The sequence below is a fragment of the Nocardia sp. NPDC050412 genome (assembly GCF_044458825.1).
Classification (GTDB): Bacteria; Actinomycetota; Actinomycetes; order Mycobacteriales; family Mycobacteriaceae; genus Nocardia.
This window is the reverse complement of the sequence record NZ_JBITIJ010000009.1, coordinates 230,428-250,533: the sequence shown is the minus strand read 5'-3', so window position 1 is coordinate 250,533 and position 20,106 is coordinate 230,428. Positions and strand designations below refer to the sequence as shown.

The 20,106-nt window shown below is 66.9% G+C and carries 15 protein-coding genes and 1 pseudogene; 4 read left to right on the top strand and 12 right to left on the bottom strand.

Annotated features, from left to right (window positions below):
* Positions 1-4: 4 nt before the first annotated feature.
* The 3 genes from ACIBI6_RS25690 to ACIBI6_RS25680 all read right to left on the bottom strand — a co-directional run bounded on the left by ACIBI6_RS25690 (position 5) and on the right by ACIBI6_RS25680 (position 3,194).
* Positions 5-1,186 carry a hydroxylase gene (locus ACIBI6_RS25690; RefSeq protein WP_396958147.1) on the bottom strand — a complete coding sequence of 394 codons (1,182 nt, stop codon included), beginning with the start codon at positions 1,184-1,186 and terminating at the stop codon, positions 5-7.
* Between the two features lie 164 nt (positions 1,187-1,350).
* Positions 1,351-2,196, bottom strand: coding sequence for an alpha/beta fold hydrolase (locus ACIBI6_RS25685; RefSeq protein WP_364342679.1), 846 nt, complete (start codon positions 2,194-2,196; stop codon positions 1,351-1,353).
* A complete protein-coding gene (locus ACIBI6_RS25680; RefSeq protein ID WP_364342682.1) occupies positions 2,193-3,194 on the bottom strand; it encodes a VOC family protein in 1,002 nt (333 codons plus the stop codon). Before ACIBI6_RS25680 ends, ACIBI6_RS25685 begins: the two co-directional genes overlap by 4 nt.
* Positions 3,195-3,444: 250 nt before the next feature.
* On the opposite strand from ACIBI6_RS25680, the gene ACIBI6_RS25675 reads away from it, so the two are divergent.
* Together ACIBI6_RS25675 and ACIBI6_RS25670 are read left to right on the top strand one after the other, a co-directional pair.
* The gene (locus ACIBI6_RS25675; protein WP_396958146.1) at positions 3,445-5,061 is read left to right on the top strand and encodes an FAD-dependent oxidoreductase; all 1,617 of its coding nucleotides are present in this window, start codon (positions 3,445-3,447) and stop codon (positions 5,059-5,061) included.
* 257 nt (positions 5,062-5,318) lie between these two features.
* The gene (locus ACIBI6_RS25670) at positions 5,319-6,212 is read left to right on the top strand and encodes an IclR family transcriptional regulator (RefSeq protein WP_396958145.1); all 894 of its coding nucleotides are present in this window, start codon (positions 5,319-5,321) and stop codon (positions 6,210-6,212) included.
* A 48-nt stretch (positions 6,213-6,260) separates the two neighbouring features.
* Here the strand turns inward: ACIBI6_RS25670 and ACIBI6_RS25665 are convergent, their stop codons facing one another.
* The 3 genes from ACIBI6_RS25665 to ACIBI6_RS25655 all read right to left on the bottom strand — a co-directional run bounded on the left by ACIBI6_RS25665 (position 6,261) and on the right by ACIBI6_RS25655 (position 10,661).
* Positions 6,261-6,767 (bottom strand): DoxX family protein, encoded by a 507-nt coding sequence (locus ACIBI6_RS25665; protein WP_364342692.1) that lies wholly within the window; start codon positions 6,765-6,767, stop codon positions 6,261-6,263.
* Between the two features lie 32 nt (positions 6,768-6,799).
* The gene (locus tag ACIBI6_RS25660; protein WP_396958144.1) at positions 6,800-7,063 is read right to left on the bottom strand and encodes a hypothetical protein; all 264 of its coding nucleotides are present in this window, start codon (positions 7,061-7,063) and stop codon (positions 6,800-6,802) included.
* A gap of 154 nt (positions 7,064-7,217) precedes the next feature.
* Positions 7,218-10,661: a protein kinase gene (locus tag ACIBI6_RS25655; RefSeq protein ID WP_396958143.1), complete on the bottom strand. Its 3,444-nt coding sequence runs from the start codon at positions 10,659-10,661 to the stop codon at positions 7,218-7,220.
* Positions 10,662-10,978: 317 nt separating this feature from the next.
* Here ACIBI6_RS25655 and mftA point away from each other — a divergent pair.
* Positions 10,979-11,050: pseudogene (gene mftA, locus ACIBI6_RS25650) on the top strand (mycofactocin precursor MftA); the annotation flags it as partial.
* Here mftA and ACIBI6_RS25645 read toward each other — a convergent pair.
* From ACIBI6_RS25645 to ACIBI6_RS25635, 3 genes are read right to left on the bottom strand one after another with little or no spacing between them, the layout of a single operon-like run.
* Positions 11,044-12,429: an amidohydrolase family protein gene (locus tag ACIBI6_RS25645; RefSeq protein WP_396958142.1), complete on the bottom strand. Its 1,386-nt coding sequence runs from the start codon at positions 12,427-12,429 to the stop codon at positions 11,044-11,046. The pseudogene mftA and the gene ACIBI6_RS25645 sit on opposite strands and share 7 nt — an antisense overlap.
* A 19-nt stretch (positions 12,430-12,448) precedes the next feature.
* Entirely contained in the window at positions 12,449-14,281 is a 1,833-nt protein-coding gene (locus ACIBI6_RS25640) for a CoA transferase (protein WP_396958141.1), read from the bottom strand.
* Positions 14,278-15,333, bottom strand: coding sequence for an enoyl-CoA hydratase/isomerase family protein (locus ACIBI6_RS25635; RefSeq protein WP_396958140.1), 1,056 nt, complete (start codon positions 15,331-15,333; stop codon positions 14,278-14,280). Before ACIBI6_RS25635 ends, ACIBI6_RS25640 begins: the two co-directional genes overlap by 4 nt.
* Positions 15,334-15,468: 135 nt before the next feature.
* On the opposite strand from ACIBI6_RS25635, the gene ACIBI6_RS25630 reads away from it, so the two are divergent.
* Positions 15,469-16,245 carry an enoyl-CoA hydratase gene (locus ACIBI6_RS25630; protein WP_396958139.1) on the top strand — a complete coding sequence of 259 codons (777 nt, stop codon included), beginning with the start codon at positions 15,469-15,471 and terminating at the stop codon, positions 16,243-16,245.
* 30 nt (positions 16,246-16,275) lie between these two features.
* On the opposite strand, the gene ACIBI6_RS25625 is transcribed toward ACIBI6_RS25630, so the two are convergent.
* From ACIBI6_RS25625 to ACIBI6_RS25615, 3 genes are all read right to left on the bottom strand, one after another.
* A complete protein-coding gene (locus ACIBI6_RS25625) occupies positions 16,276-17,820 on the bottom strand; it encodes a carboxylesterase family protein (protein ID WP_364342710.1) in 1,545 nt (514 codons plus the stop codon).
* Positions 17,821-17,930: 110 nt separating this feature from the next.
* On the bottom strand, positions 17,931-18,986 hold the full coding sequence (locus tag ACIBI6_RS25620) for a zinc-binding dehydrogenase (RefSeq protein WP_364343090.1): 1,056 nt from the start codon (positions 18,984-18,986) through the stop codon (positions 17,931-17,933).
* A 376-nt stretch (positions 18,987-19,362) separates the two neighbouring features.
* Positions 19,363-20,082 (bottom strand): hypothetical protein, encoded by a 720-nt coding sequence (locus ACIBI6_RS25615; protein ID WP_396958138.1) that lies wholly within the window; start codon positions 20,080-20,082, stop codon positions 19,363-19,365.
* Positions 20,083-20,106 lie beyond the last annotated feature (24 nt).

Sequence of the window (20,106 nt, the reverse complement as noted above, 5' to 3'; positions counted from 1 at the left end):
CGCGTCAGACCATCACGATCATCGACGGCGGCAGCTCGAGCCCCATCTTGACCAGGGAATTCGCATGGTAGGCCGTACCGGGGACGTGGATCATGTGCTGCAGTGCCATATGCGCGTCACGCCAGTACCGCTGGATCGGGTTACTACGCCGACCGGCGTTTCCACCGGAGCGTGCGAAGATCTCGTCCAATGCCGAAACCGCCCGCCAGGCACAGCGGACCTGATTGCGCCGGATATTCGACCGATCCTCCAGCGTGACCGGCTTTCCGGCCTCCACCTGGTCGTAGAGCCGACTGACGCCTTCGATCAACTGAATCCGCGAGGCCTCGATCTCCGAAGCCGCTTCGCCCGCGGCGTAGAGCGTGTACGGATCGTCGCGCACCTGGACACCGGTCACCGCGACGCGGTCGCACTGTTGGGCCAGGTGCACGGCCAGTCCGCCCTCGCAGATCCCGATGACCGCGGCGGTGAGCCCGAGCGGGAACATGGTGGTGAAGGGCAGCTTGTACACCGTATCGGTGAGCCCGCGCTTCTCGGCCGCCGCACCCTGCATGATCTCGTCCTGGACGATGACGTGGTAGTCGGGCAGGAACGCCCCCTCGATCACGACGTCCTTACTGCCGGTGCCGCACAGGCCGACCACGTCCCAGGAATCGTCGATGATCTTGTAGTCCGCGCGGGGAACGACCACATGCAACACGGTCGGCGGCCCGGCGGGTTTGCCGGTGCCGTCACCGAGCAGTGCGCCGAGGAAGACCCAGTCGCAGTGGTCGGTGCCCGAGGAGAACGGCCAGCGCCCGGTGAGCCGGTAACCGCCGTCGACCGGATCGGCGACGCCCATCGGCATATAGGGCGAGGCGATCCAGGTGTCCTGGTTCTCGCCCCAAACCTCTTGCGGCAGACGGGGATCCATCTGCGCCATCTCCCACGGATGAACGCCGACGACGCCGCACACCCAGCCCGCGGCGGGGTCGTGCTGGGCGACCGCCATCACGGCTTCGGCGAAGTCGCGCGGGTGCGCTTCATAACCGCCGAACTCCTTGGGCTGCAGCAGCCGGATCACCCCGGCCGAACGCAGCAGTTGGGCGGTCTTGTCGCTCAGCTTGCCGAGCTTCTCGTTCTCCTCGGCGAGTGCGGCCAGTTCCGGCCCCAGCTCCTCGACACGTTGGACTACTTCGTGTGCCACGACGCACACCTCCTACTTACTGGGAAACTACAGGTGCCGCCGCGATGGCCACCGAAAGTGCCGATCTGGCGAGGGGATTGGGTCATTGTGATTCCTTGGTCCATTCGGTCACCACGGACTTTCCGCTCACTGGAAAGACGCATGGTGCGCCGGAGTCGAGTGGACTACGTGGCGGACGGTTTGCGGGTGAGGAATTCGATCGCCACCCGCTCGAAATCGGACTTGCGCTCGATCTGCACCCAATGCCCGCAGCGGGCGAAGGTGTGCAGTTCGACATCGGGCAGCCAGCGGTTCGCGAAGTGCGCCTGGTCGTAGGGCAGCATCCGGTCGTCGCGGCCCCACAGCATCAGCGTCGGGGTCGTGATGGTGGCGGCCTTGGTCCACAGCGGCGTATACGTCTGACGCAGCTTCGGATCGAACATCGAACCGAAGATCACCTTCATCCGATCTACCACGCCCTCGGCGGTGGCATTGCGCATGCGTTCGTCGACGAGTTCGTCGGTGATCAGCGCGGGGTTGAAGACCATCGCCTTGATCCAGGCGATCATGCGGTCGCGGGTGGGATCGCCGAGGAATTCGAACAGCCGCTGAAAGCCCTCGCTGGGGTCGGTCTGGAAGATGCCGACCGAAAGTCCGCCGGAGCCCATGATGGCCATCCGGCGCACCCGTTCGGGATGCAGCGCGGCCAGTTCTGCCACTACCGCTCCGCCCATGGAGTTGCCGATGAACACCGCGGAATCGATGCCGAGGTGATCCATCAGCCGCGCGATTCGCTTCGCGGCGACCACCGGGTAGATCTCGTCGAGTTCGGGAAGCGCGCTACTGCCGAAGCCCGGCAGGTCGGGCGCGATCACCCGGAACTGCTCGCCGAAGACCGGCAGATTGTGCTGAAAGTTCGACCAGGCGCTGACGCCGGGCCCCGAACCGTGCAACAGAATCAGCGGCTCACCCTCGCCCACCTCGTGGTAGTTGACGGTGAGCCCATCGACGTCAGCGGTCCGCTGCGTCATTTCAGGCCCGCGGACGGCGAGGTGGTGAGGAATCCGGCGCCCGGGCCGACGTCGAGGACATCGCCGTACCAGGTCTGGCCGTACATCAGCTCGGGCACCTTCCACTCGAGCGCCTGCCAATCCGGATCCATGATCAAATACCCGCCGGAGTAGAGCTCGACGCGGTGACCGGAGCCGGGATCGTGGATGTAGAGGTACATGGCCTGACCGATGCCGTGCTTGCCCGGACCATGCCCGAAGTCGATCTCGAGATCACGGATCTCGTCCGCGGCCCGCAGAATGTCGTGGTAGTTCTCGATATTGAAGGCGATGTGGTGGAACCGTGCCTTCGCGTCCTCCGCGTTCACACCGATCGCGATGTCGTGCACCTGCGGGGTCACCGACAGCCAGGAAGCCATGATGGTCTCCGGGAACTGCGGGATCATCGCGAACTCACGGCGCTTGAAGCCCAGCGCTTCGCGCAGCCACTGCTCGGACTGATTCACCGTGCTCGCGCTGGTCTGCACATTGAGATGGTCGAGGCGGCGCACGCCGAAACCGCGACGGCGCGAGCTGTTGCTCAGCAGCTTCGAGCGTAATTCCGGTGGGGCAACCGGCTTTTCGATGTCGTAGTACAGCTCGAACGGGTGCTCACTGCCCGGCACCAGGAAGCGGATCGCGGTGCCGCGGCCGAGTTCGTGCCCGGCGGGCAGTTCGATCGACTCGATCTCCTGCTGCTCGAGCTGCTTGTGGAAGAGCTCGACGTCCTGCGGGCGCTGGACCCGGAAACTGTAGGTGTTCACCGTGGCCTCGTCCTGCTGGGTCAGCACGAGCGAGTGGTGGGTGAGCTCCTGGTAGCCGCGCAGGTAGGCCACACCGTCGTCGGTCTGCGCGACGACCTCCATGCCGAGCAGGTCGCGGAAGAACCCCAGCGAACGCTCCAGGTCCGTCGTGCCGAGATTGATGCCACCGGCATGGGCGATCTGCGGGCCGGGATCGTAGTCGTGGGAAAGAGTCATGCAAGCTCTCCTTGAAATCGATTGACGGCCAGGAACGCTAATTCGTGTGGCGCGCGCCACCAGGAGAATTTCCGCCCACCGGAAGCCGCGCGGTCGCCGTGGCCGGAGCAGGCACCCCTTCCGCACAGCGGAAACCGATCCCGGCCCGATTGCCGCAGCCCCCACACTCAGGAGATCCACGCCCCGGGTGACCCAGGTCACTGGGCGGGCGATGGCAGGAGATTCGCGGTCTGGAAGCAAGGAGATACTCATGCCCGCTGACGAGGAAACCTACGACGTCGTGGTCGTCGGGTCCGGAGGAGGGCTGGTCGGCGCCTACGCCGCCGCGTCTCGTGGCCTGCGCACGCTCGTCATCGAGAAGACCGACCGCCTCGGCGGCACAACCGCCTATTCCGGTGCGGGACTGTGGTTTCCGGGCAGTGCCCCGCTGCGCCGCGCGGGCGTCGAGAACGATGTCGAAACGGTGCGCGGCTACCTCCGCGAGATCGTCGACGACCCGTCCCGCGAAGCCCTGCAAGACGCCTACCTGCGCACCGGGCCGATACTGATCGACGAACTCGAGCAGAACCCGCGGTTCGGGTCCTTCTTCTACCAGCCCGTGCCCGACTACTTCGCGGAGAAGCCAGGCGCGACGGTCGCGGGCAACACCATCTTCCCGGCCGAGATCGACGCCGCCGAACTCGGTGATCTCGCCCCGCTGATCCGCGACCTGCTGCCCATCGAGATCTGGGGCGGAGAGCCGGCACCCGTGCTCACCGGCGGCCGCGCGCTCATAGCGCGAACGCTGAAGGCGTTCCTGGAGACCGGGAACGGCTCCTACAAGCTCGAGACCGCGCTCGAGAGCCTGATCGTCGAGGGCGACCGAGTGGTCGGCGTGGAGGCGGTCAGCAAGGGCGAGCGGGTCCGGATTCGCGCTACCCGCGGCGTCATCCTCGCCGCGGGCGGATTCGAGCGCAATCGCGAGCTGCGCGAGAAGCACAAGGTCGCCCCGTACCACGGTGACTGGTCCGATGGCGCTCCTGGGAACACCGGCGACGCGCTGCAGGCTGCCGTCGCGATCGGAGCGGCCACCGAGTTGCTGGACCAAGCGTGGTACATCCCCGGTCTCGTGCAACCCGGCGGACGACCGGTCTTCCACACCGGTAGCCGCAGCGGCATCTGGGTCAACAGCGCGGGCGAGCGCTTCATGAACGAACTGCTGCCCTACGACCGGGCCGGGCGCGAGATGCTGCGTCTGCACAAGGAGACCGGCGTCGCGCACACTCCGTGCCACTGGATCTTCGATCAGCGCCACATCGACCGGGACAGCTTCGGTGGCGACCCGGCCGTGCCGCCCCGCCCGGAGTGGTTCGAATCGGGTGCGCTGCGCAAGGCCGACACCATCGAGGAGTTGGCCGATCTCATCGCCGTGCCCGCCGAGAACCTCCGTAAGTCGATCGAGGAGTTCAATTCCTATGCCGACAAGGGGGTCGACGAGAAGTTCCACCGTGGCGAGACCGCCTGGGACCAGATGACCCAGTACGTCATCGGGTTCCCCGCCGGACCCGTGATGAACTACGCGCAGCCCCTCGACAACGGCTACCCGAACCCGCTCGTGGCGCCGATCGACACTCCGCCCTACTACACCGCCACCATCGCACTCGCCGACATCGGCACCAAGGGTGGTGTGAAGACCGACGAGCACGCTCGCGTGCTGCGCGAGGACGGCGAGCCGATCGCGGGCCTGTACGCGAGCGGTAACACGATGGCCGCCATGTCCGGCCGGGTGTACCCGGGCGCCGGGACACCGGTCGGGTCGTCTCTCGTCTTCTCCTACCTCGCGGCACTCGACCTCGCGGCACTCGACCTCGCGGGCGCCGCCGAATGACAGGCTCGACACCCGAGATTGCTTGAGCACGAGCAATATTCAGTAGCCTGAGGCTCGGCCGGAAGCATCCATTTCCGGCTGAGCCCAGGAGCGCCCGGCGGCGAGTAACAGCCGGGAGGCAGATCAGTATCCTCTTTGTTCCAAAAAGTTCTCTGTACCGATCTGTATAAATTTCGGCGATTTCCGCCGATCCGGCGCCTTCGCGTGTTTAGACTGGCCGCTGAAGTACGAGTCCGGCCAAGTTAGGAGGCGCTGAGATGACCTCGATGTTGAGGATCAGTGAAGCTGCCGACGCCGCAGAGCAGTCTGCGTTATCCCCCTCGCTCGTGGAACGCATGACACTGATCATGGAATCGTTCGGGGGCGCCCAGACGCGCCTCACGCTCGAGGAGGTCAGCGGCCGGACCAACATACCCCGGTCCTCGACCCACCGCATCCTGAAACATCTCGTTCAGCTGCGCTGGCTCGAGCGCGACGGCCGGGAGTACGGCCTCGGATCCCTAGCATTGGGTCTCGGCGGTCGAGAAGACGGCCACAACGCATTGCGTGCCGCGGCCTTCCCACTACTGCACGCGCTGGCGGTGCGCACCGAGATGGTCGTGCACCTGGCCGTACTGGATGGCACCGAGGTCTACTACCTGGATAAATTCGGCGGCCGGGCCGCGGTGGAGATTCCATCACGGGTCGGTGGCCGCGCCCCCGCGCACTGCACGGCCATCGGCAAAAGCATGCTCGCCTGGTTGTCACCCGAGCGGGTCGACAAACAGTTCAAGGGCGCGATCCAGCGGCGAACCGCCCGAAGCATCAGCGATATCGGCATCCTGCATCAGGAATTGAGCCGGATCCGCGGGCGCAACGGCCTGGCCTTCGAGCGCGGCGAATGTTATTCGCATATCGCCTGTGTCGGTGCGGCGGTGCGCGGTCCGGACGGGCCGATCGGCGCGATATCCATCGTCTGCGACGCCCAGGCCGCACTCGAACGACTGGCGCCGTTGGTCGCCAATACCGCGCACGCGATATCCGAGAAGTTGTTCGGCGTCACACCGCAGCCGGACCGGCCACGCCATATGCCTGCCACGCCACGGATCGCCTTGCCCAGCGAAGCGCTCGGCGAGCTGGTCGCCATGGGCGAGCGAGGCGCGTGGTTCTGAGATAGCGAACTGCCCCGCACCACGACGGTGCGGGGTCGTCGAATTCCCTTATTCTGCTTGCGTTTTCGGCCGCCAACTCACGGCGAGCAGAATCGCCGCGCCGCCGACGCCACCGATTACCGCGACGGCCAATCCGAGACCACCGTCGAGCGTCGTATCGATGCCGAGCGCGCTATCGAGCGAGGCCGTGCCCGGCCCGATGGCCGCGATACAACCGGCTACCACAGCGAGCATCAGCACATACTCGTAGCCGTCCTTGAATACGAAGAAGCCGTTCTTCCGATGCGCGATGACCGCGGCCACCGCCATGCTGCCGACGATGAACGCCGCCGCGGGCGCGGTGAGTAGCCCGGCCGCGAAGGCGATTCCGGCCGCCAACTCCCCGGCACCGCTCAATATCGCGTGCACCCGGGGCGGCCGCAGTCCCATCGAGGCGAACCACCCCGCCGTACCGGCCACACCACCCGGGCCGAACAGGTGGTTATAGCCGTGCGCGGCCATGGTCAGCCCGACCACCAGCCGGAGTACCAGGATCGCGGCATCGATCATAGTCATGCGAAAAGAGACTCCTCATTGTCGGGATCTGGCTAAGAGGTCCACAGCCGCGCACAGGGCAGCGGAAGCAGCCCCTCGTCGAGCTCGGTATCAATGTCGACGTCCACGCCCAATCCGCGCACGGCCGCAGCGAAACACTCGGCGGCCTCCCGCGCCGCGCGATACTGCAGCGTGGGGTGCCCGTGAAAATGCACTCGGATGCGGCAATCGTCACCACACGGGCGAGACCGGCGCAGCGAAATCGGGTTCCATTCGGGCTGGCATACGAGCGCCGTCGGTGAATTGTGTCGAGCCATTGTCGTGTCCTCGCCATGCAACACATCGATGTGTCCACTCCTCGCACGCGATGACCGGCGAATGAGTGACAGCCAGATTAAGTGCACTCAATATAGCCTCTGCGGCCAACCCAAGACGAATGACTGTGATCCACGCCACAAATGTTTTCCCGAGCTACTGCCGCCCGGTACCGGCGGGCAGCAACTGCGTCAGAAATGTCAGCGGCGTCCGGCGCAGCGCCGGATCGGTACCGATGAGCGCGACGACGGCGGGCTCGATGGCAGTTCCGGCATCAGCCGCCAACCGCGGCAGGCCGAGTTCAGCGCACTGCGCCAATACCGGATCCAGCACCGCGACAGCCTCTTCCAAACGGCCCGCGCTCGCCAGGCAGCACGCCAACAGCAGTCGCGCCTCCAATAGCGCCCGCGGGCGGCGCTGGTGTTCGAGGCCACGGACCAACCGCTCGGCCAGTACGGTGGCGGTCTCGATGCTTCCAGCCGCGCGATCCGCCAATAGCAGCCGGATCGCCGAATCCCACTGGATTTCCGAGATCAGGATGGTGATCCCGTCGCCTTCGGCGCGGTAGGGCTCCAGTCGCTCGAGTGCGGCGACCTCGTCCGCGGCGATGGGCAGGCCGAGGCGGATCCGTTCGTTGACAATGCGCGCGGCCAACCGGGGCAGCGCGAGATTGTGCGCCATCTTCGCCCCCTCGGCGAGCCGCTCCCGCGCTGCCTCGAGATCGCCACGCAGTGCCGCGATTCGCGTGCCGATGCCATAGGTCGCCGACATGAATTCGACGGCACCACCTTCGGGCCCCGCCTTGACGCTCTCGTCGAGCAGCCCCTTGGCCTCGTCGATGTCGCCCCGCCAATAACACAGTGCACCGAGCAAGGCGCCCGTCATGCGCGTGATGTAGGAATAGCGGCCGGTCTCCAGTGCCAGCGCCCGAGCGGTTTCCAGATGCGCCTGTGCCGCCGCGATATCGAGTTGTTCGAAGGCAGCCACACCGGTCAGGCCGTAGCTGTGCAGCAAGCCGGTCGGTCCCTTGACCCGGGCCCGATGCGGCGCCACCCACCGCTGCCACCGGTACACCTCGTCGAAGTCGAACCGATAGAGGGCGGCGGCCGATCCAACGCCCGCCGCGATGGTCGCGATGAATGGGTTGACCTCCGTCTCGAGCCGATGCGCGACGAGCTCCGGCATTTCCGCGACTCGGTCGGAGGTGAGTCGGCACGCGGCACGCGCCAGCGCGGCCTCGACATGGAGATCGGTGATGTCGTCCATATCCGGCTGACCAGCACCCGGCACCGCGTCGGCCCGATCCAACGCCGCCTCGGCTGGCACCGGCCGCTGCAGCGAGATATTCGCCCATGCCACGAACAGTTGTAGACGCGCACTCGATACCGCGACCGCGGTCGGCAGTTTCGCGACCAGCCCGAGCAGCGTGGCCGTGCGGGCACTCTCGAGCAGTTCCGTCGCGCGATCCTCGATCAATCGCAGCGCACCCACCGAATCATGGGCGGCCAGTGCATGATCCACCGCCTCGTTCAACATCGCGTGATCGGCGAACCAGTCGGCCGCGATGCGATGCAGCCGCAGGCATCGGTCGGGATCCTGTTCGGCGAGCCTGCGACGCAGGAAGTCGCCGAACATACGGTGATAGCGGAACCACTCGAATTCGCCGCCGATATTGTCCAGGGAGTCGACATTGCGCAGGAACAGATCTCGGGCCTTGACCTGCTGCAACAGCTGCGCAGCCGCAGGGCCCGACAGTGCTTCGGCCAGTCCGGCACAGATCTTTTCGGTGATCGAGGTCGCCAGCAGAAAGTCGAGCAGCTCCGGATCCAGCGTATCGAGCACGTTTTCTACGAGGTATTCGCCGATCGCCTGATTTCGGCCCGAGAGTTGATCGATGAATCCGGCGGGGTCACGGCTACCGCGCAGCGACAGCGAGGCGAGTTGTAATGCCGCGATCCAGCCTTCGGTCGAGTCGAGCAGTTCGGCGACCTGCGATCGGTCCAGCCTCAGCCGATTGATATCGAGCAAGAACGCCGCCGACTCGGCATCGTCGAACCGCAGGTCGTCGGAATCTATTTCGACCAGTTCGTCACCGACCCGCATCCGGCTGAGCGGCAATCCCGCCCGCGTTCGGCCGGTGACGATCACCCGCAGGTGATGACATCCGTTATCCAGCAGGAATTCCATGGCGGCGCGGGTACCGGCATCGGTGACCAGGTTCCAGTCATCGATGACGACGGCGATCGGCGCACCGCTGTCGTGCACTTCATCGATGAGCGATGCCAGCACGTAGCGAGTGGCATCGCTGGAACGCTCCTCCAGCATTGTCACCAGCCCGCCGGCCAGATCCGGGCGCGCTCGGCGAATCGCCTCGACCAAGTGGGCGAGGAACCAGACGACATTGTTGTCGTCGTGGTCGATCGTCAACCAGCCGACCGACATCCCTTGTGCGGTAAGCACATCGCGCCACTGCGCGGCCAGCGTGCTCTTGCCGAAGCCCGGCGGCGCGTGGATGAGCAGTAGTCGACGATTGCCGCCCTCCTGCAGTTTGCGCAGCAGCCGCGGCCGGTCCACCAGGGGACGGGCCGAGGTTGGCGGGCGATATTTGGTGGACGGGACCGGCGGTGGCGCCGTGGTGCGCGGGCCGGTCCCACGCTGTGCGGGAACCATTATCGGACCGGACCGCGGCTGCTGCGCGTCCGCGGGCACCGCCATGGCGTCCACATCGAGCCCACTATGGCGTTGGACATCGCGCAGCAGATATCCGAATTCGACTGCCGTACGCGGTCTTCGATCCGGATCGGTGGCCATCGCCGCTTCGATCGCGGCGCGGAGTTCGGCGGGAACATCGACTTCGCCCAGGTCTGGCCCGGGAGTCGAGGTGACTCGGACGAAATGCGCGAGCACGGCCTCACCAGTGCGGCGTTCGACGGCCGCGTGCCCGGTCAGCAGGGTGAACAAAGTGGCGCCGAGGCTGTAGATGTCCGCAACCGCGCTCGGCGGCGTGCCCCGCAGCACCTCGGGTGCGGTGAATGCCGGTGTGCCGGTGATGCGTCCGTCGGAGGTTTCGAATCCACCGCCGATATGCGCGATGCCGAAGTCCGCCAGTTGCGGCTCTCCGTAGTCGGTCACCAAGATGTTCGCGGGCTTCACATCACGGTGCAATGTGCCCGCGGCATGCGCCGCGGCCAGCGCCCCGGCGATCTTCACGCCGATCGACAGCAACTCCTGCCACGGCAGCGGGCCCGTCGCGCGCAATCGCGCATCCAGCGAACCGCGCGAATGGAACGGCATGACGATGAACGGGCGGCCGTCGGCGGTCACATCGGCCTGGTGGACCGCAACGATATTGGGGTGGCCCGAGAGTCGGCCGAGCGCGTGCTGCTCGCGGACGAAGCGCTCGCGTTCGTCGCCGGTGATCTCCGAGGTCAGCACCTTGACCGCGACGGTGCGCTCGAGCGAGCGCTCCAGACACCGGTAGACGACCCCGAAACCTCCGCGACCGATCTCCTCGGCATCCTCGAATCCGGCGGCGGTCAGTTCCGCGACGATTCCGAACTGGATATCGCGCTGGGTGCGGTCGTTCTCGGAATCGGGCATGACGAATCGGCTAATCGACCGTCGTCGATGCGTGCGAACCCCCGAAGCCGCAATGTCGGAACATACGATCACCTCTCGAGGCTGAACTGCCGACCCCGACCTGCCGATCATAGTCGTGAAAGCCGAGCTCGGGTCGGGTTGGCGAGGCTGTCTCGGGATTACGGAAAGCGGCTACCGACGCGAAGACCGGGCATACTCGAGGTCATCCCGCTCACCGGGATCCAACCGAGCCCGCTAGTGGGCATCGCTATCGTTCGATATTCGTCACAAACTGACAATATCGGTTCGAAGGGCGTGCGGAACAGGGCACTGCGCACGAGTCCGACCTGGTGAACGCTGACGGGCTGGTCGAAGAGGTCTCGATCGACGGTATGTGCGGCGTCTACTGACCCGAATACACCAGCTCACCGGCCACGATGGTCGCCGAGACGAGCTCGGCATCGAGGTGGTGTGCGGCCTGATCCGGCGGCACCGACAGCAATGTCAAGTCAGCGACCGCGCCTGGTGTGATCCGGCGCGGTGTCGCCGGGGTGTCGGATGCGCCGAAGAACAGTGACAGCGCTGCGAGGAGCGACACTCCTTCCGCGGCATGGAATTCCGGCGGGCGATGTACCGCGGCACGCAGTACCGACCACGGATCGGGCGCGCCGAATGGCGCATCGGATCCGGCTGCGACCCCTACCCCGGCATCGAGCAGCGAACGCAGACGCCAGAGATCCGGCAGATCCTCGGCGGGCACCTCGGCGCGGTACTGCTCGGCTCGTTCGACCACGAAATGCGGTTGGGTGACGACCGAAATATGCTGTCCGCGTAGCCAATCCAGTGATTCGTACGGGATCACCGCGCCGTGTTCGATCCGGTCCCCCGCGCGCACACCGGCCGAATCCAGTGCGGCCATGGTCAAGATGAACTGCACCCGCGTGACGCAGTGCACCGCGACTGACCGGCCTGCCGCATGAATCACGCGCAGCCGGTCGGCGAATTCATCGAAGGCAGGCAGATCGAAATCGTCGAGCACGATCTTGGTTGGGCCCAACGTGAAACGTGCGCCGTCGGGCTCGTACACTTCGGGAGGAGCCATGCAGTGCACGCGCTGGACAATCCGCCCGGCGTCGACCGTCTCGGCCAATTGGTCGATATCGGCCTGTGCGAGTCCCGGGGTCGCGTCGGTGAATCCGGTGATGCCCATTGCCGCCGCAGCCACGCTGACGGCGGCCAGATCCGTTGTGCGCGAGTCGATTCGTTCCCCTAGCCAGGAGTCCAGTCGGCGCAATCGCCCGGTCGGCCGACCGGTCTCGTCGCGTTCCACACCCGGTGCATCATTACTGTCCAGGTCGACCAGGTCGCACGCCATCGAGTTGAGCTGCCACAGCACACCCGTGCGGTGCTGTACGCGCACAGGACGGTGCGGGACTATCCGGTCGAGCGCCGCGCGATCGAGGGGTCCGGCTACCGACTCGTGGTAGCCGGTGCCACGAATCCACTTGCCCGGCTTCAGCTTTCGATCAATCTCCCGTAGTCGCGCCGCAAGCTCCGTTGCGGTGCGCACCTGCGGTGGGCCCAGCGGAACGGATTCGTAGGTCGCCGCGAGTGAACGCAGGTGAATGTGGTGGTCGTGCAGTCCGGGCAACAACCAGCCACCGGCTGCGTTGATCTCGTCCTCACCTGGCAGGCGAACCAATCCGGTTGCGCATTCGACGATGACACCGCCGCGAGTGCGCACGTCCATCCGACCGGAACCGAATACCTCGGCGTCACGAATCAGCATGGGGAACAATATATTTCGTTCATGTCCCGCCACCCAGGCGCGGTACCCGCGGGCGCAGCACCCGTTGCGAACGACCGTATCGCGCGCATTCGACAACCCAATCCGCGCCATCGGCGAGTACTCGATGCGGTCCATGGGTGAGCGCGGGGGCCGCAGCAAAGGCGGCGGCGGTGGCCCGCATGGACAGATCAATCAGCTGTCCTCCGCCACCCAGAACGGCACAGCACACCGCAAGGGCAGCACAGATTCCGGTAAGTGGATCGGCGATGGCGTCACCGCAGAACACCGGCTCAGCCCCGTCCCAGCCGACCAGCCCGCCCGCCACCGCGGCGTCATCGCCGAACGCCACCCGCATCGGCTCGGCGCGACCATACCCCGTAAGGCTCAGCCAGACCTGCCCGTCGCGATGCACGCGCTCCCCGGGAGCCAGTCCCAGTTCTGCCAGTGCCCGCGGCCGGGATGCCTCGATCACCACATCCGCGGTGGATATGAGCTCGCGCAGTTTGGCCTGCCCTTCGGGCGTATGGAAGTCGACGGCGAGCTGTTCGTGCCCGTCGTGGAGCCAATCGAAGAACCGGGGATCACCACGGCGTGCGCCATCCGGACGTCGGGTGCTTTCTACCTTGATGACCCGCGCCCCGGCGCGCCCGAGCAGGTGGGCACACAGCGGCCCCGCCCACATCGAGGACAGGTCCACGACCACCGCCCCGTCGAGCCGTGCTCCGACGACCGGTTCGGCGATCCGCCTTGTCTGCCAGGGGGATTGGGGACCCGGCGTCGTGGACGGTGCGGCTGATGGTCCCGCGACAGGACGTACCGCGTCATCGGGCAAATCACTGACAGGGGGCGCAGCAGCAGGCGGCGCAGCAGCAGGCGGCGCAGCAGCAGGCGGCGCAGCAGCAGGCGGCGCAGCAGCAGGCGGCGCAGCAGCAGGCGGCGCAGCAGCGGGACGCGCGTCGGCCGGGCGCCTGGCCGCAGACAGCGCAGCGGCAGGGGGCGCGGCGCCAGGGCGTACGTCAGCGGGAGGACGTGCGTCGGCCGGGAGGACGGCGGCAGGGCGGACGGCGGCAGACGGCGCAGCGGCGGGGTCCACGGCAGCGGGCACCGCGGCGGCAGAGTCCGCGTCGACGGGCACCGCGGCGGGGCGCGCACCAGCGGACGCGGCGGCAGGGGGCGCGGCGGCAGAGGGCGCGGCCGCAGGGGGCGCGGCGCTAGGGAGCGGGTCGGCAGGAAGTGCGGCGGCGGGGCGCGCAGCGGCAGACAGCTCGGTGGCGGCAGGGGGCGCGGCGGCAGGGTGGACAGCGGAGGGTAGCGCGGCGGCGGGAACGCCGAGTAGCTGTGCTCGGTCGGCGAGGTCGGTTGCGGTCCACTCGCGGGCGGCTTCGGTGAGTGTTTCCCAGGGATCGTCGGGCACCGAATCCACGCCGAGGATCGCAGGTATCGAGTCGATGTCGTCTTGGCGGCTCAAGGTGATCGCGCACCAGCCGTCCGAGGTTCGCAGTAATCGACCGGCGCCGCCTGCCGTTTGCTGACCGGCGCGTCGTAGGTTCAGGAGTCCGGCTCGGCCGGTCAGTAACAGCCCTGGGTCGGCTCGGACTTCGGAGCCGACCTCTGCGGTGATTCGCGCCAGGGCCTCGGCAGTCTCGAGGAGTAGTCCGTACGCCGCTGCGGGAGAAAGGGCGGGGGCGCTGTCGCGGCGTCCGGTCAGATCCATGCCGCCGGATGCGGCCCAGGCGAGCGCGGCGCACTCCGGCTGCGTTTCGAGCGGGCGCGACAGGACATCGGACGGGCACAGCGAGCACACCCAATCCCGCAGCACCGCTGCTGTAGCCGAGGTACCCGTTGCGATCACCTCCTCGTCCGTTCGACCGCATCGACCATGCCCCATTCCAACGCTGCCGCCGCCGCCAACCGCTGTTCGGTCAGCATCAACCAGGCGGCGCGCCAGCGACCGATCCGTCGCGGCACACTGACGGTACCGCCCGCTCCCGGCACCAGGCCCATTCGCACTTCCGGGAATGCGAAGTAGGTGTCGGGGGCAGCGATCACCGTGCCCGCGAAGGCGGCGACCTCCGCGCCCGCCCCGATGCAGGCGCCGTGGGCGCGCACCGTGACGCGCTCCCGAATGCGGTCGATGATCCGCCATGGCGCCCCGTCCAGCCGGACCAGGTACGCGGCCACCAGATCCGTCGCTGTACCGAATTCGTCCAGATCACCGCCGCTGCTGAAAACCGGTCCCGCGCCGTTGATTTCGACTGTGGTGAGCGTGGGGTCGAGGTCCGCCAGGCGCACCGCCTCCAGCAGCTCCTCACGCAGCCGCATGCTGAGTGCGTTGCGGCGTTGCGGGTGATCCAGCGTGATCGTCAGGCGCTCGTCGTCGCGGGAGGTCCGGACCAATGGATGCGATGGTGGTTCGACCGTGCGCGGCGCGCCACGCTCGACCAGCCAACGCTCGAATTCGGTGCCGCCGAGGAGCATCGAGTACACCGCCGCCTCCGCCGCCAGCGCGGGCACGGTCGGCAATCGCACCGTCTGGCGCAGCAGCTGCCCGCAGGCAACGGCCGCGCGCGGTGAACGCCGCACCGCCGCCCGTAACAGATCGAGCGCGGCATCGACATCGTCCACCACGACGGCCTGCGGCAGCGAACTCGCCGTGGCATCCGTCGCGACGGTAAGTGTGGCCGCCTCCAGCAGCGGCGCAAGGCCCGGTGTCACAGGGCCGCGCAGCACCCCGATCACCAGCGGTAGTGCCTGATTCATCCGTTCGATGGTCCGGGCGATTCGGTCCGGTGTTTCTGTGCCGAATGCGTCCAGCGAGACCACCACCATGGGTGCGGTCGGAGTTCCGTCCGCGGTGAGTTCCACCGCGAACTCGTCGAACAGATCGATCTCCGAATCCGGCATAGCTAAAACTAACCGTGCCGGCGAGACGGGCCAACTGCATCGACGCTCCAGTGGACATGGCCGCATTCGACCGGAAAGAGTATACCTAATCTGGTTAGATTAGCTCAGATCCGATCTCGACCCGGAAGGCCGACAATGCCCGACCAGCCCGATGTCCTCGTGGAACGAACCGACGCGATCGTGCGGCTGACCCTCAACCGCCCCGAACGGCTCAACGCCCTCAACACCGACATGATGAACGAGGCCGCGGCGGTCATCGAAAAACTCGGCGACGATTCGACTGTTCGGGTATTCGTGCTGACCGGCAACGGGCGGGCCTTCAGTTCGGGAGCGGATCTTTCCAACTCGGCCAGCAACGGTCCACAGGTCGCGACCCTCGATGCGGCGAACCGATTGATCCGCGCCCTGCGCGCCGCACCACAACCCGTGCTCGCCGCGATCAACGGCCCTGCCGTCGGCGTCGGCTGCTCACTGGCCCTGGCCGCGGATATCACCGTCGCCCGCGAATCCGCCTATCTCCTGCTCGCCTTCGCCAATATCGGCCTGATGCCCGATGGCGGCGCTACCGCTCTGGTCCCGAGTCTGATCGGATATGCCCGCGCCGCACGCATGGCCATGCTGGCCGAGCGCATTCCCGCACCGGTGGCGGCCGAATGGGGCCTGATCGGCCAGTTCGTGCCCGATGACGACTACGATGCCGAAATCGCAAGGCTGACAACCAAGCTCGCCGATGGGCCGACGGCGGCATATACCCGCACCAAGCGCGCGTTCAATGCGATGGCCCTCGCCCAACTGGAGCAGGCACTCGATCTGGAGCGCGAAGGCCAGTCCGCTCTCTTCGAGACCGCTGATGTCGCCGAGGGCATCGCGGCATTCAAAGCCAAACGCGCGCCGGGCTTCATCGGCCGCTGATTACCCGAGAGCGGTGCTCGTCGCCGTCGGCTACCGCTGACCACGAAGAGGCAGCGCGGAGAAGACGTGGTCGCGCCACAGACTTCGGGAGGTTTCCTCCGGATAAGGGGCGACCGAAGGGTGCACATCGAGGATGTGGGTCAGACGCTGCTCGGGATCGTAAGCGGCCCAACCTGGTTCGCCCGTCCTGGCGAACCCGCTCCAGCGCGCACGGATATAGGCCGACAGTTCCCGCGCTTCGGCCGACGGTTCGGGACCGAGCAGCAGCGGGCCGAGCTGGGCACCGAAGGCGGCGAACAACAGCGGTCCGTCGAGCCCGTGGCAGGCGCGCAGGACACCGCCGTTTCCGGGTGCGGGCCAGGTCAGCTCGTACATATAGGCTCGGCCACCGCCTGCGGCCTGGGCATCGGCCAAGTGCAGCGCGGGCATCCGGAACAGCCAGTCCGTCTGAACCAGTTCGAACAGTTCCTCCGGTCCGGCGCAGGGGAATGCCGTACGGTACGCGTCCGCACCGTCGGATCCCGGGCCGAACACCTGCAGCGCACCGGCCGCCTGCGTGTCATCGATCGTGCCGAGTTGGCCGCCGAGGGCGAGGAACAGCCGGAATTCGTCCCGGTTGTGCCCAATGACCACCGTGACGTCGCGGGCAGAGCCGCCGGCGAGCGCTTGCCACGGCGCCTTCGGCAGTACCTCGCCGTCGACCACGGGCGAGAACGCGGTAATAGTGTGGGCCACCGCACCCCATCGCTCGTACTGCCGCATCGATGCGCCGACTTCGGCTCCCGCGTCGGTCAACTGCCGTGGATCCACACCCGACAGGTCCGCCACCGTCGGTCGCAGGCCGACGTGCGCGGCGATGGCCCTCGCGATATCGGTGCCGAGCTCATCGGAGAAAAAGGTGCCCGGCATGCTCTGCAGGATCGCTTGCCGAAACAGTCCGGCCGCCCTCGGCATGGCGAGCAGCGCCGCGATGGACCCTGCCCCAGCGGATTCCCCGCAGACGGTGACCTGATCGGGATCCCCGCCGAATGCGGTGATGTTCTCCCGCACCCACTCGAGGGCGGCGACTTGGTCGAGCAGACCGCGGTTGGCTGGTGCGCCGTCGATGTGCGCGAAGCCCTCGATACCGACCCGGTAGTTCAGCGTGACGACAACGAGGTCGCCGTCCCGCGCGATGTGTTGCGCGTCGTAGCCGGGACTGCCGGAGAAACCGAGCTTGTATGCGCCGCCGTAGATCCACACCAGCACCGGCCGACGTGCAGCCGGATCGGGATCGGGTGTCCAGACGTTCACCGTGAGCCAGTCGTCGCCGTCCGGCAGCGCGACAGTGCCGGAGCGGTTGCCGAACGAGGTTTCCTGCGGCGGCGGTGGGCCGAATTCGAAGGCGTCCCGGACACCGTCCCACTTCGCGACCGGCTGCGGTGCCGCGAAGCGCGCGGTACCGATCGGTGGTTGCGCGAAAGGGATCCCACGGAAGACGACCACGTCGTGCTCCCGTCGACCACGGACCGACCCCGCGGCGGTGCGCACTGTGGGCTCGGCGTGTTCGGACGGTCGCGCCGTAACTTCGGTCATTCACAGTCCTTGTCGATCGGACGGGAGAGTAGTTCTCGAATTTAAGAATGCTATTTCGCAGGTCGATGGCCCACCAGCGTCGTTCCCGTCCAGCGGGAGCACACTGCGGCTCACTCGTAGGTGACGACCACCTTTTCCGCCGCGCCCGGGGTGAGGGCCAATTCGAAGGCCTTCTGCACGTCGGAGAAGGGCACCTGGTGACTGATGAGCCGGGCGAAGCGGTCGGCGTGCTCGGCGATTTCGGAAGTCACTTCGAAGATCTCGGAGGGGTAGCCCTGGGAGCCGATGATGGTCATCTCATTACGCAGGATGGCACCCAGGTCGATCGGTTCGGGCCGCTTGTGCACGGCGACGGTAACCAGCTTGGCACCCCACTTGCCGTTGGCGAGTGCGGTATTGACGACAGCGGCGACGCCTGCCGCATCGATGTAGATGTCGGTGTCGGGGCGCGGTGCGCCGAGGGCATTGCGACCGTGACCGTGCAGTTCACCGAGACGGGCAGCGACATCCTCGGTGGCGGAGTTGATGACCGCGTCGGCCCCGACCGCGAGCGCGGTGTCGAGCCTCGAGGCAATCACGTCGGCGACGACGACGTGCTCGACACCGCGCAGCTTCAGCCAGATCACCGCACCCAGCCCGATCGGGCCCGCACCGAAGACGATCGCCTTATCACCGGGCTCGGCCTCGGAGCGGTTCACCGCATGCCGCGATACAGCCATCGGCTCGTTGAGCGCGGCCACGGCGAAGGGCACGGAATCCGGCACGATGGCGACGCTGGAGCCGACCTCGGCATTCTCGATGAGCAGATATTCGCTCATACCGCCCAGCGGTCCGCCGCAACCGATGATGCCCGACGGGGCGGCCTGCGGATTGACCACGACGTGATCACCCACTCGCAGTCCGGTGACGTCCGCGCCGACCTCGACGATCTCGCCTGCGGGTTCGTGGCCGAGCACCACCGGCCGCATCTGGTCCGGCGTCAGAGCCTCGGCCTTGACTTGTGGCCCGAGCACCTTGGGCATACCACCCATGTGCACGAAAGTCGCGTCGGTACCGCAGATTCCGCACGCCCGGATCCGCACCAGCACATCCGCGGGGCCGGGCGTCGGGAGCTGCTGCTCGACCACCGTGACCGCGCCTGGTGTGCTGGTCTGAACCGACTTCATCGTTGCCATGCTGGCTGTCCTCTCTGGATATCGGCTCGGTGCGAGGCCGACGGGTTCGTTGAGATCAACAATGCCGTCGCCGCAGGAGGGAGCCCAGGGAGTGCGGTCCCGAAATGATGGTGTACCTGGGTACACCACCACCCCGTAACTCAGGTCGATCGCTGGGCGAGCACTTTCCGGATTCAGTCGTCGGTCTCGATCACAGACCGGAACCGACCTACCGACCCGCGAGCCGCCGCACCGGCGAGTTCGCGGATGGCGAGCGGCGGGGAACGACGACACCCCGGGTCTCGAGGAACCAGCGCGGTCGCGGCACCGGCGGGGCGATCATCGGAGCACAGCCGGTGAACGCCCCGCTGGTAACTGCGTGCGGGGATTACGAATGGGCGGGAGCCGCAGGTGCATCGGTGGCGTGCTGAGCCTGCAGCTGGTTGTACTTCTGCGTTCCGGCAGCGAGACCGACCGGGATGGCCAGGGCGAGACCGCCGACCGTGGCTCCGAAGCCGCCCACCGCGACCGCACCGATCAGGCAGGTCGCCGCGAGCGCGGGGACCGTCAGCGTGCCCGCCGACATGAGCGTCATCAGGGTGCCGCCGGTCGCCATGCCGAACGGACAGCCCACCACCGCGCCGATCACCGAACCCACCGCGGAACCCACCGCGAAGGCGGCACCCATATGCGGATTCGCAGCCTCGACAGCCTGGTTGAAATTCGACATGGGGTCACCCGCCACCGGCGCCGCGGCCGCGGTGACCGGAAGCGCCGCAGGTGTGGTGCTCGAGTCGGGGACAGCCGGTGCCGAAGTGGCGTCGTCCTGAATGGGAGCTCCGGCGACCGTCCGGCCCGTGGCATCACGGACATCGAATTGGCCCTGTTGCATGACTACAGTGCCGAACGGCGTACTGAGCACCGACTTTCCGGTGGCGAGATCGTCGCTGAAATGCACGCCGGGCGCTACGTCCGTGGTGACGGATTGATTCTGCTGGGCATCGACGGCGACCGTGGTATCCGCGTCGGCGCGCGCGGTACCAGCGGCGATCGCGACCGCTGCCGCGGTCAAGGTGGTGACGGCCACGCCACGAGTCTTGAGGTTCATTGTCATATCTCCTGGATCGGGTGT

Excerpts from the sequence above, each read along its gene's own strand:
- ACIBI6_RS25620 (WP_364343090.1), bottom strand. The coding sequence starts at position 18,986 with ATGAAGTCGGTTCAGACCAGCACACCAGGCGCGGTCACGGTGGTCGAG.
- ACIBI6_RS25630 (WP_396958139.1), top strand. The coding sequence starts at position 15,469 with ATGCCCGACCAGCCCGATGTCCTCGTGGAACGAACCGACGCGATCGTG.
- ACIBI6_RS25660 (WP_396958144.1), bottom strand. The coding sequence starts at position 7,063 with ATGGCTCGACACAATTCACCGACGGCGCTCGTATGCCAGCCCGAATGG.
- ACIBI6_RS25670 (WP_396958145.1), top strand. The coding sequence starts at position 5,319 with ATGACCTCGATGTTGAGGATCAGTGAAGCTGCCGACGCCGCAGAGCAG.
- ACIBI6_RS25665 (WP_364342692.1), bottom strand. The coding sequence starts at position 6,767 with ATGACTATGATCGATGCCGCGATCCTGGTACTCCGGCTGGTGGTCGGG.
- ACIBI6_RS25655 (WP_396958143.1), bottom strand. The coding sequence starts at position 10,661 with ATGCCCGATTCCGAGAACGACCGCACCCAGCGCGATATCCAGTTCGGA.
- ACIBI6_RS25625 (WP_364342710.1), bottom strand. The coding sequence starts at position 17,820 with ATGACCGAAGTTACGGCGCGACCGTCCGAACACGCCGAGCCCACAGTG.
- ACIBI6_RS25635 (WP_396958140.1), bottom strand. The coding sequence starts at position 15,333 with ATGCCGGATTCGGAGATCGATCTGTTCGACGAGTTCGCGGTGGAACTC.
- ACIBI6_RS25685 (WP_364342679.1), bottom strand. The coding sequence starts at position 2,196 with ATGACGCAGCGGACCGCTGACGTCGATGGGCTCACCGTCAACTACCAC.
- ACIBI6_RS25675 (WP_396958146.1), top strand. The coding sequence starts at position 3,445 with ATGCCCGCTGACGAGGAAACCTACGACGTCGTGGTCGTCGGGTCCGGA.
- ACIBI6_RS25615 (WP_396958138.1), bottom strand. The coding sequence starts at position 20,082 with ATGAACCTCAAGACTCGTGGCGTGGCCGTCACCACCTTGACCGCGGCA.
- ACIBI6_RS25680 (WP_364342682.1), bottom strand. The coding sequence starts at position 3,194 with ATGACTCTTTCCCACGACTACGATCCCGGCCCGCAGATCGCCCATGCC.
- ACIBI6_RS25645 (WP_396958142.1), bottom strand. The coding sequence starts at position 12,429 with ATGCTGATTCGTGACGCCGAGGTATTCGGTTCCGGTCGGATGGACGTG.